Genomic DNA, 15,240 nt, shown 5'->3' on the forward strand with positions numbered 1-15,240 from the left:
TTATAACCCGAGAGGAACGAAATGTTATTTCAAAATGTAATACACTTCTGATTCAGCAGCTTCACAAATCGATCCAGCGCGCTGCTGACGTATCGATCTTCACCCCGGACAAAGGTTGTTGTGGTATGTGTGAATCGTTCGGCCAGATCATACACCGAGAACTCATCCGGTTTCTTGTGAATAACGCTGCAAGGCATAATGGTAAAAGCAATCCCTGACTCCACACAGCTGAGCAAGTTATCCATCGTGCTGACTTCAATCATATTGCGAGCAGACAAACCTTCTTCCTGCAAATATTCCTCCGTAATTTCACGGTATGGGCAGCCTTTTGGGAACACGACCCACGAAACCTGACACAGGCTTTCGGGTGGTACGTCCATCCGTTTGGAGATGATATGCACCGTGTCCTGCATTTCATATTCCACTTTCAGACCCTCTTTCACGCAAGCACCACTAATAAAGGCACCGTCGATCTCATACTCCTGTATTTTCTTGCGCAGCACTTTAGGTGAAGTAGCATTAACAAGTGAGATGGAGACCTCGGGGTAGGTCACCTGGTATTCATTGAGAATCTCCATGAATCGGCTGGATGCTGCCGTCTCCACAATCCCGATTTTTAACGTACCTGAAGGCTCACCGGGATCAGTCATATCCTGCTCCAGATCGTTTAACAGGTCACGGATGCGTGTCGCATATTGGACAAATTGTTCTCCTTTGGAAGTCAGCACTACCCCTTTGGGAAAACGGTTGAACAACTGCACCTGATATTCCTGCTCCAGTTTTTTGATGCGTGTGGTGACGTTGGATTGTGCGTAATTCAATTCTTTGGCGGCCTGTGAGATTTTGCCGGACCGTGCCACCGCAAGAATAATATCGATATCCGAGAGTTCCATGGCTCTGGCCTCCTGAGTTGTATTGAAATGAAGTGAAGTGAAGTGAAGTGTTAGGTATCTCTATGAGAGATACATCTATATATTTCAATCATTTTACGATATATATATGCCGGCTTACAATATCGTTATCAAGAGCTTTTACAGAGCATGGAATCATGCAAAACGCTGATATTGGAGAAGGAGTTGTGATGAGAAATATGTCTACATTACTGAGCCCGGTGAAGATCAACGAGTGGCATTTGAGAAACAGGTTGGTGATGGCACCTCTTACCCGAGGGTTTGCCAATGATCAGGATGGGAATGCGACAGAAGAGATGGTGGCGTATTACGAGCGACGTGCCAGGGATGGCGTGGGGTTGATCATTACAGAAGGGATTAATCCCTCGCTGGCAGGCAAAGGAACCTATGGTATTCCCGGATTATATACGGCTGAACAGACCGACTCATGGAAAAAGGTAACAAATGCCGTCCATAAACACGGAGGGACCATCATCGCTCAGTTGTGGCATGTGGGCAGGCTGTCTCACTCCGATCTGATCGGTACCCTGCCACTGGCACCTTCAAGCATCCCGGCTCAAGGAAGAGTTCATAAATTGCATAAGCCATATCAGATACCTCAAGCCATGAGTGCGCAGGATATCAAGGATAGCATTCAACAATTTCAAACGGCTGCCCGCAATGCGGTACTGGCTGGATTCGACGGAATTGAGCTGCATGCAGCACATGGTTATCTGATCGACCAGTTTATCAATGAGAAGACGAACCACAGAACAGACGAATACGGGGGCGATATCCAGGGACGATTGCGTTTTCTGAAGGAGATCATTATTGCAGTTCAAAAAGAGATTAGTGTGGATCGCATATCGGTACGATTTTCTGAGAAAAAAGATGATGACCCTTCCTATGTCTGGACAGACAAGGCTGGAGTGCTGAATGCCTATCTGAATCTGTTCCGCGAGACAGGCATTACAATCCTACATCCTTCAACAGATCGGTACACCAGAGTCTGGGATGGGGAACAGAATTTCCATGAGGCGATTCGCGAGCAGTGGGATGGAATCATCATTGGCGTAGGGGATCTTGAGGCAACAACCGCAGAACAGGCAGTGCAAAACCGGGGCATTGATTTGGCAGCGTTCGGCAGACCGTTTATCGCCAATCCTGATCTGGTGCAAAAATTGCGTACGGGGCAGCAGTTGATCGAGTATGATGCCAATGCACATCTGACTGTGTTGGTGTGAAAGTAGAAAGAAAAGGGCAGAAGCTGATCCTAAAGATCACTCTGCTCTTTGTTTACGTATGGAAGGATGATTACGGGTTACTGACGACGGTGACTTTCTTTTCCGTTAAGTAGTATACGAGTGCCAGCAGAGGCATCACCAGTCCAATTAATGTGGTGAGACTCCAACCTCCATGTGCGTAGGACCAGCTGCCAAGAGATGACCCAATTGCGCCCCCTACAAAAAAGATCGACATAAATATCCCGTTTACGCGTCCTCTTGCTTCGCTCAACGAATAGATAATGCGCTGTCCCAGCACCAGATTACCCGAGACCGCCATATCCAGTGTGATGGCAACGACCACAAGCAAAATAAGGCTAGCGGTAGAGTGGCCCTGGAACAGATAGGCAAGCCCAAATGATGCAGCCGCGATGACCATGGCGAGTCCGGTTAATATGCGGGTTAAACCTTTATCTGCCCATCTTCCGGCAATAGGCGCTGCGATGGCACCCCCAACACCAGCCAGTGCAAACCAGGCAATTCCCTGCTGGGACATGCCGTACTCATTGGCGAGCTGCAAGGGAACTGTAGTCCAGAACAAGCTGAAGGCGCCAAACAGACTGGCTTGATAGAGGGCTCGGCGGCGAAGCATGGGAAATGTTTTGAGCAGGGAGCCCAATGACAAAATTAATTGACCGTACTTCATCGCAGGTTGTGGCTGACGTGCAGGAAGTGCGCGTGACAGGAGCAATGTAAGTAATCCGATAATGATTGCCGAGAAGACAAAGACCGCTTGCCAACCGAGCAGGCTTGTAATAAAACTTGCGACTGGCCGAGCCAGCATGATGCCCAACAGCAGACCACTCATCACATTGCCGACAACCCGTCCGCGTTGCTCCTCAGAAGTGAGGTAGGTGGCATAAGGAACCAGAATTTGCGCAACGACTGAGCTGATCCCGATGACGAGGGAAGCAGTCAGAAATAATACGGCATGGGAAGAGAAGGCGGCGCCAATCAATGCAACGACTAGAATGATAAGGAAAAAAGTTATCAGCCGCTTATTCTCCAGAATATCACTGAGCGGAACGATAAACAGCAGGCCAATAACATACCCGATCTGTGTTAACGTCACAATCAATCCCGCAGCAGCAGAGGAAAGCCCTGTTGTAACGCCGATTGGTCCTATAACCGTCTGAGCATAATACAGGTTTGCCGCAATCAGCCCGCACGCCGCAGCCAAAAGTAAAATCAACCAGCTTGGAACTGAATTTGCCTTCACATCAGGTTGCATATCCATAAGTATCACCCTCCACTTGTTCATAAATTAATTTTTATTAAATTAAACTTGTATTGAAAATGTTAATTACTAAACGGTGCGTTTACTAATCACAAACATATAATATACTAAACGTTTAGTATTGTAAATAGGCGTAGGAATTTTTTTGTATGTCGAAGCATGGTAAGAACGAAATTGTTTAATGTATCGGTGTTTTAGTATAATGAACGTACAGTTTTTATGAATTACAGATACATTTGTTACACCAAGGAGGGCTTATGATGACAGCCAAAAGAGGGCGTCCCCGCAATGTGGAAACCCAGAATGCGATTCTTGCAGCTTCCTATGAATTATTACTGGAACATGGCTTCGGAGCGGTTACGATCGAAAAAATTGCTGAACGTGCTAAGGTGAGCAAAGCAACGATATATAAATGGTGGCCTAATAAAGGTGCTGTCATTATGGATGGGTACATGTCTGCTGCAACGGCAAGATTGCCTGTACCGGATACAGGATCGGTATTTGAGGATGTGCGTATTCATGCGAGCAATCTGGTTGATTTTTTGAGCAGCCGGGAAGGAAAAGTGATTACACAGATTGTCGGAGAGGGACAGTCTGATCCAGGGCTTGCAGAAGAATACCGAACCAGATACATTCAGCCTCGTCGGCGCGAAGCGTGGGGAATTTTTGAAAAAGGTATAGAACGGGGACAGTTGAAAAAGGATTGTGACATCGGACTGTGCATAGACCTCGTCTATGGAGCGATGTTCTATCGCATGTTAGTGACTGGCCAATCGATAGATACTGAATTCGTGCAACGTTCGTTGATTTCCTTGTTTGAAGGTATTAAATCTCGATCATAGAGAAAGACATCTGGGGGAGGGATAGGGCGATTCTTAAGAATCACCCTGGATGCAAAAGGCTTGTGGATGAATGGGGAATGTATGGAGAACTGAGAATTATACCTGGAAGATCGGCGAGATGGCTGGGGGCCATGAATCAGGAGAATGCGAAGTGGAAGAAGGAAGAGATTCGTTCAAGAGCGGGGGCTCGTTCCATATGAAACTGGGGATTTCGCGTCGTAACACTGGCGCTACATCCTGGGCGAAGCGTTCTACCTGCTCCAGCTGCTCCGCATGGCTGAGTCCATCTACGCTGATACTCAGTACCTGATGTCCATATGCGGCATGGTAATTGAGGATTTTCTCAATGACCTGCTCTGGACTACCAATCAGTACAGGGCCATGCGCAATGTTATCCTCCAGGTCCTTAAAAGGCGACTGGTTGTGCTGCGCAGCGGCCGTAGCATGAAAGGCCTCATAATAAGGCGTATAACGCCGGATCGCTTCTTCGCGTGTATTCGCGAGGTATAGGCTACCTGCCCCGGAGCCAACCACCGCTCGGTTCGCATCATGACCATAATAATCGAGACGCTCCCGGTAATGGTCAATTAACGCTTTGTATTTTGCCTGCGGGTGGAAGGAATTCGAGCTAAATATCGGTTCGCCATACTTAGCTGCAAGCTCGGTAGAGCGGGTGCTCGATGCGCTGCCATGCCAGATCGGAATGGATTGCTGGAGTGGTCTCGGCTGAGTGGTAACCTCTTGAAGGGGAGGGCGATACGTTCCCTGCCAGGTTACATTCTCTTCAGTCCACAGCCGTTTCAGCAGTTCGTAGCGTTCACCGAGTGAATCCCATTGTTCCTCTTCGCTAATGCCAAACAGGGGATAGTGCCGAGGATCATTGCCTTTCCCGATGATCATCTCCAGCCGCCCGCCCGATAATTGATCCAGCGTGGCATAATCCTCGGCAACCCGTACCGGATCAAGTATACTAAGAACAGTTACTGTTGTTAGCAACCGGATACGTGAAGTCGCAGTAGCGACGGCGGTCAGCACGACGGGAGGCGAGGAAGACAGAAAAGGTGCGCCATGCCGCTCACCGATCCCGTATGCATCGAATCCCAGCCGTTCGGCCAACTTGGCTTGTTCCAAAATATTGTGGAACTTCTGTTGTGTTGTTAGTGATTCACCAGTTACGGCATTTGGAAGATTCATCATGAGACTAAATAGGGCAAATTTCATCTAACCATCCCCTCGGATTGGATTGGAAAAGCACCTGGGTTGTCTAATCCTATGGAAATAGTAGGATATTCAAGCTAAAACTAACTTTACCATGTTGCCATGCATTCTTCTAATGGATTTTTTCTATAAGGCGGATTAAAGCCGCTCAACCTTGGGCATAAGGGCAGAAAATTGCCACGATTTTTATTGACCGCTGTAAAATTTAGGATTAAAATTGTACATATCATATAAATTCAAATTTATGGATTTTCATTGTGGAGGTGGGAGACATGGAACCTACAACTACGATACGCTCCTTTATTGAGGACTACATCAGGAAACAGGGCTATACCCTGCAATACTTTGCCGATATATCGGGTGTGAACGCTGGAACGTTAAGTGCGATCATCAAAGGGACGCGGCCAATCGCCATGGCTCAACTGGATCTGATTACCAAAGGCATGAAGCTGGAAGAAGGTCATTTCTACGAAATTTACGGCGCTGAGTGTTTTGTGGAGTCTGCACCACATTGGAGAAGACTGGAGCCTTTTCTGCAACGTTGCGCCGAGCTGGACAAGCTCGAATGTATTCAGAGGGTGATCCAGCAAGTGACGGATGATCGATCCTATATTTCCGAATTGTTCGAGATGGCAGAAGGCATGCTCGAGCGAGGACAAAAGAAAGCGGCCCGCATGTTATATGAATGCGTTGCGGAGTGTGAGAAGTACCAACACTCGGAACGTCTCGCGTTGTGCCAGTATCGTATTTTCACATTATCTCTGGGTCAGGATCAGCATGAAAATCTCAGGGCAGCCGTGCACTTCGAGCCATATATTAATAGGCTGGATGAAGAGCGGCAACTGGATGCGATCAAGGATCTGGCGAATACATATTTGGCTTTGAGATATTGGGACAAGGTGTCCGATCTTGGGGGAGAGTTGGAACAGAAAACAAGTTTCTTGAACTCTTATAAAAAGAGAAAGTCGGAAACTCTAAGAATCGCAGCTTATCCTATTTTTGTATATTCCGCATATTCAAATTTGCTACGGGCAGCCGCATGTGATGGAAGGGAAGAATACTCTGAAGCCCTCCGATATACTGAGGCGTACTCTAAATTAATTAGAATTGAACAACCAAATGAAGAAGATCTCATATTCATTAATAAGTTTAGTGGATGGGCGGAGGTAAACCATTACTTATACAGACTTATGATGGGTGATTCTGAGGTCATACGGCCTTATATTGCCTTTATTGAAAAGAATGAGGCAGAGATTTTGCCTGCATTAGTCAAAATAATGGAAGCAGCAAATCATCATAATATAGATGTTGATGCAGTTCTCAATCGGTTGGAGTCATACATTTCAATGTACGCCAAAACTTATGGGGATATCGGGAGTTATACGGAACAGATTACGAGTGGAAGATACGTGCAATTCCTTAAAGAGGTAGCGATATATCAACTTCAGAGAGAAAGATACACAACAGGATTTCAGTACTTGTTAAACTGTTTGGCTCTAGCCAAAAGTATGAAGAGTGAATCCATCATTATACAGTGTGTAGCTCTATTTGAAAGACATAGAGTCAGAGCTTCAATAGAATTAGAAATTAAATATAAAACTTTAATTGAGGAGGTCTACAGTAATTATGAGAAAAAAAGCAGCTTTGATCGTAGTTTTGTTTAGTGCTGTTTTATTATTTAGTTTGTATCCTCAACCTATTCCCAGTAATACTATGATGTATAGTCCAAGCACTCATGGTGGTGCAGGATTGTAATTGCACTATACTCCAATCTCCAAACTAGGCAAGCGGTATTGATCCTATCTAAGGACTATACTGCTTTTTATTTTGCGCACATTGACCATTGCAAAATTCAGGATTAAAATTACATTTATTAAGAACTGATGAATCCTTAAGTTAGTTTGGTTGATGGGGGTGGGAGAATTGAAACTTGCACCTACGATACGCACATATATAGAGAATCACATAAGAGAAAGAGGATATAAACTTCAGCAATTCTCAGATGTTACGGGTGTCAACGTTGGCACTTTAAGTGCCATCCTCAAGGGCAGCAGACCTCTAGCTATGAATCATTTGGATCAAATTACATCTGGTATGGGGTTGGAGAAGGGATACTTCTACGAAATGTACAGTGTGGAATGTTTTGTGGAATCCGCACCTCATTGGAGGCGTTTGGAACCGTTCCTGTATCGCTGTGCTGAACTTAACAAGCTTGGCTGTATTAAAAAGGTGGTTTATCAGGTTACAGATGATCGATCCTATATTTCAGAACTGTTTGAAATGGCAGAGAATTGGTATTCCAAAGAAATGAATGAAGCAGCGCTTATTTTATATGAATGCGTAGCCGCAGGTGAGAAATATCAGCACTCGGAACGGTTGGCGTTATGCCAGTACCGTATTTTTTTGCTTCATAAAACAATGAGCAAATTCGATAATCTGGCAGCAGCGGTCCAATTGGAACCCTATATTGAGAAATTGGATGAAGAAATACAACTGGATGCTGTTAAAGATTTAGCGAATGTATATAATACAATACATCATTGGGATAAGGTTTATGAATTGGCCGAAGAACTGGAACGAAAAGTTGATTTTCAACTTGAACTTCAATCTCGAAGACGGAAAAATAGAAAAAGAACCGCCTTTTACCCCATATTTACGTATAAGGCATATGCGAATTTATTGAAGGCAAGTGTCTGTGAAGCGTGTAAGCAATATGAAAAAGCTCTGGAATATACAGATGTTTACGTGACTGTTATTGAAATCTCTAATCCAACAGAAGAAGAGCAAGAATTAATAGAACGTTTCAAAGGATGGGCGGAGGGAAATCGGTATTTATACCATTTGATGAATGGGAACCATGAGGTTATTGAACCTTATCTGAATTACCTGGATGCTAATCCACATGAGATTTTAATAGCATTCGTAAATATTGTGCAAGCAGCTAACCAGCACTCACTGGATATTGATTATGCCTTGGATAGATTCGATCCTTATATTAAACAATTCAACACGGATATGCATTTAAAAGGGACGTACAATATGCAAATGTTGAATCATAGATATATACGCTTTTATTATGAATTAGGGAAATACAGGCTCAACCAACAAAGATACGCAACCGGGATTGACACGTTACTCACGAGCCTGGAGCTCTCATCTTCAAGTAACGATGACCTAATGTCTATTAATTCTATTGATTTATATGGTAAATTCAGAATGCATGTAACGAACCAGCAGGACGAGCAGTACACTAGGTTAATAGAGGGCCTAAGCTCACAAAATTTTGGAATTAGAATTAAAAGTGTATAACTACTGGGAGCTAATCTGGCTCAACATTACCACCTTTTCTAAAAGACCTAATACAACAATTTTGCAAAGCATTCCATTATGAATTTTTAGATAAAAGTACCCTAAAATAGGTTGAAAAAGGGGTGCATGCTGTGAGAGAAATCAAGCAGATCAAAGATCATATCGAGCAGAATCGGCAACATTTGCGTCGGTTGGTAGAGAGACATGGCATGCATGATGATAAGGTCCTCAAGCAGTCTATGGTACTGGATGAACTGATTAATAAATATACTCGACTAATAGAGAAATACTAATGATAAAAGCTAGTACTCTCTTCTAAAATCCACCCACAGGTGGACCTCGTTATCCACCCGTTTGTGGACGCTAGAGCGATGTTCTCCCTGCTATGCTTAAAGCATCAAATCAAGCAAATTACAGGGGGAACAACGTATGACGACGAGCATGTGGTTTCAGATGATTATCATGTTTGCGGTTTTAGTATTCACTTCAATTGGAAGAAAGCCAGTGCGTTATTATCGTTTATTGCTGTCTTTCGTTATTATGGGTTATTATGCAGCCAGATTTCTTAAAGATATGACTTTTACGGGCAACAACGTGCTGTTTCTGTTGGTGGCCGTGATTGTAGGAGCAATGTTCGGAATGATTGTGCTGGGAATAACACGTATGGAATTCGATGCGAAGGCAGGTAAGTGGTATACCCGAGGGGGGATAGGTAGTGTGGTCGTCTGGGCGATGGCATTCCTGCTGCGCATTGTGCCGGTGGAATGGATCACGCATCATCCGCAGCAAGCATATTAGTATGCAATTGAGTATCAATTGGATCTTCAGAATATCGGTCCTGCATTTATATTAATGACTGCTGCTATGGTGTTGGTGCGCGTAGCAGGTATTCTAATCCGCTCCAGAGTGAGCAAAGTTCAGCATACGATTGGAACATAATTTATAACGTGTTTCTGTCTTTTGCTTCTGGGTTAAGAGTCTCTATTTCTTCGAAAGTTCGATATGTAGCTGGGTGTGAGGAGTACACATCTATATATTGTAGTTGTGACAATTTTCACGGATTAATGCAAAATGTAGTGTTATGAAAGTATTCCTCTGTAAACAAACATTTTATTTTGCAAAGGAATAAAATATGAATTTTTTGGCAATGTATCCTAAAATGTTTTAAAAAGAGGGGGTGCATGCTGTGAGAGAACCGAAGCAGATTAGAGACCAAATCGAACAGAACAGGCATGAGTTAAGTCGTTTGGCGGAATATCATGGCATGCAAGACTACAAAGTCCTTCAACAATCGATGGTATTGGACGAGTTAATTAATGAATATAATCGCTTCAAATATAAAAAACACTTTATGAAAAGACAACCGATTGCATAATGCAGTCGGTTTTTTGATGCAATAGAAGAGTAGTCGACTGTAGCGATACAGTCGGCTTTTTTGTGTTTCCCCGAGACCTGCGCTTGAATCTTGAAATTCCGTACCAATCCCATGGTTGGCAGGATAGTCAATGATCATTAAAACTGGATATGATGAACCCCAGTTATATCCAGATTGATCTGTGAAGGGGGCTCATACAATGATCGGGAGAGGGAGGGATGAACGGAAATGATGGACAAGGTACAGGGTTATTTCGGAAGAAATATGAATCTGCGCACCAAGCTGCTCCTGTTGTTCCTGGCGTTGACCTTGCTGCCGCTAAGCTTGCAGGGAGTAGTGAATTACCTGCATTTCTCGCAGACGATTGATCGCAAGACGGAGCAGTTCACCATTGATATTGTTCGCCAGATTAATACCAATCTGAATAGGCTGCTCAAGGACTTCGAGCGGTTGTCGCTCTTGCCGCTCTATGATCAGATGGTGCTCGGTATTCTGGGCAAATACAATGCTCCGATGGGATCGGGTACATGGGCGAGATCCGATGATTATCTGAAAATGAAGCTCTACACGTCCGGTCAGGCGTATGACCGACCTGAAATTCGTGGCATCCATCTGATCAGCAACAGCGGCATTTTGTTCTCCAATCTGGATTCGCTGGCAGTGAATCCGGTATGGGACAGCAGGCAGGATGACTGGTTTGCAGAACTTAACGGCTCGGAAGGGGAATGGCGTCTGCTTCCTCCGCACGAACCAAGCTATTACACGGGCAGTCATGAAGAGCCGTATATATCGGTTGCCCGTGAGATACGTGATCCGGGTACACTCCAGCGACTGGGCTATATTCTGATCGACATCCGGCTGGAAGCCTTCGGCCAACTCTTGTCCAATCTGAATTTTGAGCAAAATGCGAGCCTGATGATTGTCGACAGCAAGCAGCGTCTCTTGTTCGAACGGACCTCAGCCGGAGGTCTGTCCGCATACGACCAACTGTTAACGCATGGTCAGCTTCAAAGCTACGCAGGCAACCAGAAGGTTGTCCTTGATGGGAAGCCCTATCTCTACGTACAGCACCATTCCAGCTATTCAGGACTTTCGGTGATCAGCCTTACGCCTATTGCCGTTATTCAGAAGGAGTCGGGCGAGATGCTCACGTTTACGTTTGGATTCGCTGTGCTATGTATGGCAGCCGTAGCAGTTCTCGCTGTTCTCTTATCCTATCGCATAACGAGGCCGCTGATTCGATTGAAGCACAATATGATTCGGGTGGAGCAGGGAGACTTTAGCCAGCGCGTAGCGCACTTCAGCAATGATGAGTTCGGACAGATTAGCCGGGGTTTTAACCGGATGATGGAAGAGATCAATCGACTGTTCAACGAGGTATTTCTGCTGGGCATTCAAGAGCGAGAAGCGGAGTTGTCAGCATTGCAGAGCCAGATCAATCCCCATTTTATATACAACACATTGGAATCCATCAACATGATGGCGGTCCGCCAGAAGCACGCTGAGGTGTCTGATATGGTGACGGCACTTGGCAAACTGCTGCGTTATACGATTGATAAGGTGGACCGGAGGGTTCCGCTTCAGGAAGAATTAGCTTTTGTACAATCCTATGTACGCATTCAACAGGTACGTTATGACGGCAAGCTGGAGGTAATCTATGACATCGATGAAGCCATTACAGAGTGTCTGATTCCCAAGCTGGTATTGCAACCGCTGGTGGAGAACGCTGTCTACCATGGCATTGAAGGGCAGGCGGATGGCGGGGTGATCTGGGTATCTGCATTGAAATTCGATGATGAGCTGCTGATTATTGTGCGTGACAATGGCAAAGGCATGGCTCAGGTGGAGATTGATGAATTAAATGAATCCATTGCTCGGCAGCCTTCCAATGAGGCATTGCGCTGCCATGCCGGGGACAGGCTGGGACTTAACAATATCGCCCAAAGGCTCCGCCTTATGTATGGAGAAGGCAGCGGCCTGAGCGTCGATGGCAGTCCCGGTCAGGGCCTGGCGGTGACGATATCCATTCAACTTCAACCGAAAGGGGAATGAAGCGCATGTATAAAGTATTGCTTGTGGAGGATGAGACGGTCATCCGTCAGGGGCTGAGAGAGCTGATTGTACAGGCGGCTCCTCAGTTCGAGGTAACAGGTGAAGCTTCGAGCGGAGCTGAGGCACTGGATTTTCTGAGGTGTGAAGTGCCGGATGTGTTAATCACAGATATTCGCATGCGTGAAATGGACGGATTGACATTGGTCTCCAAAGCAAGAGATATGTACCCTGAACTGCTGATGATCATCATAAGCGGGTACGGAGAGTTTGAATATGCACGTAGAGCGATGGAATACGGAGTGTTGAACTATCTGCTGAAGCCGATTGAACGTCATGAACTGGCATTATGCATCCAAAAAATTCAATTGCTGCTGGATCGCAGGTACGGCATTTCAACCCTTCCAGTCACTGAGCCATCTGGGAAAGCAGAGCACTCTGGCGGAGAAACGCGGAAGATTATCCGAGATGTGAAGGAGCACATCAAACAGCATCCCGATGGGGATCTGCGACTTCAGACCGTTGCAGCTCTGGTTAATCTGAACCCCACCTATCTAAGCCAGCTGTTCAAGAACGAAACAGGAACCAATTACTCCGAATACATCGCTGAGGCTCGTATGGAACGGGCCAAGTGGCTGCTGGTTAACACAGGACTCAAAATCTATGATGTTGCAAGGTTATCTGGGCATCAGAGTCCTAAACACTTCATGCTGGTATTCAAGCAGCAGGTGGGATGGACAGCTGGGGAATATCGTGACCGATTCGGTATTTCTTGAAAAACCATACCATTTCTGTAATTGACGTGATTTATGAGCGGCCGATACCTTCGTTATACTTTGGTTGCACATGTATACCACTAAGTCCATAAGGGGGATTTTCATGAAAAAAGCAGGACTGATATTGATACTCTTACTCATGATGATTGCTTCAATCGGGTGCACAAGCTCCAATTCCGGAAGTGATCCTGGGCAAGCAGCCGGGGAGAATGGAGAGGTTGAGCTGAAATTCATGATGTGGGGCAATCAGGCACATATGGATGTATACAACAAGCTGATCGATGGCTTCACGCAGGAAAATCCAGGCATCAAGGTGACGATGGAATCCGTACCTTTCGCGGAATACCAGCAAAAAATATCGGTGCTTGCCGCTGGCGGCTCTCTCCCAGATATCGCATGGGTATCGGAGCGGATGGTGCCACAATTCAAATCCAATCACATCCTGGCCGATGTATCCGAGTTCAAGGATGATGCCCAGTTCAAGCTGGATGATTATATACCAAGTACATTGGATTTGTTCCGTGATGGCGATCAGCTGCTGGGGCTGCCTTTTTCCACACCACCAGTGGTCATGTTCTACAATAAAACGCTGTTCGACAAAGCCGGCCTGACCGACCCGAATACACTTGCCAGCCAAGGACAATGGACATGGGAACAGTTCGAGAATTCTGCCAAGGCGATTACCAGCAAGGAAGCGACCAACCGGATATATGGAGCTAACTTTTTTCGCGACTGGAAGACCTGGGCAGTGCTCTCCTCGTATTCATGGTCCAATGGCAGTGGCCCGTTCGACGAAGGCATGACGAAATTCACCTGGAACGATGCTTATGGCGTACAGACCTTTGAACTGCTTGAGCGCATGATGTTCACCGATGAATCGCATCCGAAAGCAGGCGAGCAGGTCAGCTTCGATGCTGGCAATGTGGGCATGTTCTTCGATAACTACAGCTATGTTTCCAAAGCTAGAGAAATTACGGATTTTGAGTGGAGTATCGCTCCTATGCCTTCCGGCTCACAGGGCAGCGTACCGATGCTGGGGCAGGCTGGATATGCCATGTTCAACGACAGCAAACATCCGGAGGAAACCAAGAAGCTGTTGAAGTATTTTGCCAGCGAGCAGGGCATTCAGGCGACGGCCACCTATTTTGTGCCTCCGCGTACCTCTGTGCTGAACTCCGATGCGTTCATTAATCAGCCGAATAATCCGAGCAAGGAGCATATTGTGCAGGCGGTGATTAATGAAATGCCAAAAGCGCGCTTAATTCCAGGTCATATCCGTTGGCAGGATATCGACAATGCGGTGTTGCAGGGATTTGACCGACTGTTCGCCCGTTCAGCGACACCTGAGGATAATATGAAGCAAATGCAGGAAGAAATCCAAGGCGTGCTGCAACAATAAATCATTTTATAGAAACAGGAGGTGAGCATGATGGGCAAATTCAAGGAATTGCTTGATCAGAAATCGCTGTCACTTGTGGTCAGCTTACCTGAGAACGATCTATCTTTGGCCCGGGCAGCAATCGAAGAGGGTGCTGATGCACTGAAGGTGCATTATAATGTCGGTCATCGCGCCAGCGGGAATCATTTTGGTCCACTGGACAACTATGCCGAAGTTTTTCAGGCGATCCGTAGCGAGTTTGGCGGCCCGCTTGGCGTTGTACCGTCAGGCAGTATTGATGGAGCAAGGCGAGAGGATGTGGAGAGGCTATCCAGGCTGGGTTTTGACTTTTATTCCATCTATGCACATCACTTGCCGTCCTTCATGCTGGATGATCTTGGGCTGGACCCAACGTTTGCGATCAATGACGAATATGAACCTTCCCTAGTAACGTCAGCCACTCATTACAGCTTCACAGCCCTGGAGGCATCCATTGTGCCTGGGAATGAATATGGTACACCGCTAAGATTTGCGGACGTGCTCAAGTATCGCCGTCTGGTCTTGCAGGCGCAAATTCCGGTATTGGTTCCTTCTCAGCGTAAGCTGGTGCCGGAGGATGTTCGGGTGCTGCACGATACCGGGGTCAAGGCGATCATGCTTGGAGCGGTCGTAACAGGCAGAGCGGAGGAGCAGCTGCGAAGGGCTGTTAACGCCTTCCGTAATGCGGTGGACAATCTGAACCGTCCAGACTATATAAGTTGAACTAAACATTTACAAGAGAACGTAGAGGACAGAAATAACCTAAAGAAACGGAGTGTTCGCCTTTATCCTCGGATTTTCCCCTTTGTAAAATTGAATCAAAAAAATCTGGGGATAACAGCGA

The 15,240-nt window shown here is 46.0% G+C and carries 14 protein-coding genes; 11 read left to right on the forward strand and 3 right to left on the reverse strand.

What is annotated here, in order from left to right:
* Window positions 1-29: 29 nt before the first annotated feature.
* Entirely contained in the window at window positions 30-893 is an 864-nt protein-coding gene (locus G3352_RS03010) for a LysR family transcriptional regulator (protein ID WP_064642768.1), read from the reverse strand.
* A gap of 197 nt (window positions 894-1,090) precedes the next feature.
* Between G3352_RS03010 and G3352_RS03015 the strand changes: the two genes are divergently transcribed.
* Entirely contained in the window at window positions 1,091-2,134 is a 1,044-nt protein-coding gene (locus G3352_RS03015; RefSeq protein WP_240342907.1) for an alkene reductase, read from the forward strand.
* A 70-nt stretch (window positions 2,135-2,204) separates the two neighbouring features.
* Here the strand turns inward: G3352_RS03015 and G3352_RS03020 are convergent, their stop codons facing one another.
* Window positions 2,205-3,404, reverse strand: coding sequence for an MFS transporter (locus G3352_RS03020; RefSeq protein WP_449010101.1), 1,200 nt, complete (start codon window positions 3,402-3,404; stop codon window positions 2,205-2,207).
* Between the two features lie 266 nt (window positions 3,405-3,670).
* Here G3352_RS03020 and G3352_RS03025 point away from each other — a divergent pair, with 266 nt between their 5' ends.
* A complete protein-coding gene (locus G3352_RS03025; RefSeq protein ID WP_090954146.1) occupies window positions 3,671-4,252 on the forward strand; it encodes a TetR/AcrR family transcriptional regulator in 582 nt (193 codons plus the stop codon).
* 96 nt (window positions 4,253-4,348) lie between these two features.
* Here the strand turns inward: G3352_RS03025 and G3352_RS03030 are convergent, their stop codons facing one another.
* Entirely contained in the window at window positions 4,349-5,473 is a 1,125-nt protein-coding gene (locus G3352_RS03030; protein WP_163753664.1) for an LLM class flavin-dependent oxidoreductase, read from the reverse strand.
* 269 nt (window positions 5,474-5,742) lie between these two features.
* Here G3352_RS03030 and G3352_RS03035 point away from each other — a divergent pair, with 269 nt between their 5' ends.
* The 9 genes from G3352_RS03035 (at window position 5,743) to G3352_RS03075 (ending at window position 15,119) form a co-directional block, all read left to right on the forward strand.
* Window positions 5,743-7,134 (forward strand): transcriptional regulator, encoded by a 1,392-nt coding sequence (locus G3352_RS03035; RefSeq protein WP_163753666.1) that lies wholly within the window; start codon window positions 5,743-5,745, stop codon window positions 7,132-7,134.
* A 259-nt stretch (window positions 7,135-7,393) separates the two neighbouring features.
* The gene (locus G3352_RS03040) at window positions 7,394-8,779 is read left to right on the forward strand and encodes an XRE family transcriptional regulator (protein WP_205524679.1); all 1,386 of its coding nucleotides are present in this window, start codon (window positions 7,394-7,396) and stop codon (window positions 8,777-8,779) included.
* Between the two features lie 131 nt (window positions 8,780-8,910).
* Window positions 8,911-9,072: a Spo0E family sporulation regulatory protein-aspartic acid phosphatase gene (locus G3352_RS31390; RefSeq protein ID WP_163753670.1), complete on the forward strand. Its 162-nt coding sequence runs from the start codon at window positions 8,911-8,913 to the stop codon at window positions 9,070-9,072.
* A 136-nt stretch (window positions 9,073-9,208) separates the two neighbouring features.
* On the forward strand, window positions 9,209-9,577 hold the full coding sequence (locus G3352_RS03050; protein WP_163753672.1) for a hypothetical protein: 369 nt from the start codon (window positions 9,209-9,211) through the stop codon (window positions 9,575-9,577).
* A gap of 388 nt (window positions 9,578-9,965) precedes the next feature.
* Window positions 9,966-10,154, forward strand: a complete 189-nt coding sequence (locus G3352_RS31025) for an aspartyl-phosphate phosphatase Spo0E family protein (RefSeq protein WP_064642743.1) — start codon at window positions 9,966-9,968, stop codon at window positions 10,152-10,154.
* A 228-nt stretch (window positions 10,155-10,382) separates the two neighbouring features.
* Complete coding sequence (locus G3352_RS03060; RefSeq protein WP_163753674.1) at window positions 10,383-12,206, forward strand: cache domain-containing sensor histidine kinase; 1,824 nt, start codon at window positions 10,383-10,385, stop codon at window positions 12,204-12,206.
* Window positions 12,207-12,211: 5 nt separating this feature from the next.
* Window positions 12,212-12,979 carry a response regulator transcription factor gene (locus tag G3352_RS03065; RefSeq protein ID WP_163753685.1) on the forward strand — a complete coding sequence of 256 codons (768 nt, stop codon included), beginning with the start codon at window positions 12,212-12,214 and terminating at the stop codon, window positions 12,977-12,979.
* A gap of 103 nt (window positions 12,980-13,082) precedes the next feature.
* The gene (locus G3352_RS03070) at window positions 13,083-14,378 is read left to right on the forward strand and encodes an ABC transporter substrate-binding protein (RefSeq protein ID WP_163753676.1); all 1,296 of its coding nucleotides are present in this window, start codon (window positions 13,083-13,085) and stop codon (window positions 14,376-14,378) included.
* A 27-nt stretch (window positions 14,379-14,405) separates the two neighbouring features.
* Window positions 14,406-15,119 (forward strand): beta/alpha barrel domain-containing protein, encoded by a 714-nt coding sequence (locus tag G3352_RS03075; RefSeq protein WP_240342908.1) that lies wholly within the window; start codon window positions 14,406-14,408, stop codon window positions 15,117-15,119.
* Window positions 15,120-15,240: the final 121 nt, after the last annotated feature.

The sequence above is a fragment of the Paenibacillus sp. ALJ109b genome (assembly GCF_010747435.1).
In the GTDB taxonomy this organism is placed as follows: domain Bacteria; phylum Bacillota; class Bacilli; order Paenibacillales; family Paenibacillaceae; genus Paenibacillus; species Paenibacillus taichungensis.